General features: G+C 75.1%; 1 protein-coding gene. It reads right to left on the minus strand.

Features of this window, described 5'->3' with window-relative positions; genetic code table 11:
- A partial coding sequence (locus ACFPZL_RS14190) for an ABC transporter ATP-binding protein (RefSeq protein ID WP_382336062.1) occupies positions 1-522 on the minus strand: 522 nt, incomplete at both ends.

Raw genomic sequence — 522 nt, forward strand, 5'->3', positions numbered from 1 at the left:
GAAGGCGCGGGGCCGCAGCGCAACGGTGTCGGGCAGCGCTGCGCCGGGCAGCGCCGTGCCGCGCGTGACGGCCTCCGGCAGCAGCACCGAGCTCTCGCCGACCGTGACGCGGATGCGGTCTCCCGCACCGGCCCCGGCCACGGCCCCATCGCCCGCGCCGGCGCCCGTGCCGGCGGCAGAGCCCTCGGACGCGGTCGACGGGACGATGGAAGACGTCGCGGGCAGCAGGTTCGCGTCGCCGAAGAAGGTCGCCACGAAGTCGGACTGCGGCCGACGGTAGAGGCGCTCGGGGGTGTCGCACTCGACGATCCGCGCGTTGCGCATGATCGCGATCCGGTCGGAGAGCGCCAGCGCCTCCTCCTGGTCGTGGGTCACGTACACGAGGGTCGTGCCGGTCTCGCGGTGGATCCGCCGGATCTGCTCCACGAGCTCGAGGCGCAGCGAGGCGTCGAGCGCGCCGAAGGGCTCGTCCATGAGCAGCAGGGGCGGGCGGTACGCGAGCGCGCGGGCGATCGCGACGCG

This window comes from Leucobacter soli (assembly GCF_042659205.1).
GTDB classification, from domain to species: domain Bacteria; phylum Actinomycetota; class Actinomycetes; order Actinomycetales; family Microbacteriaceae; genus Leucobacter; species Leucobacter soli.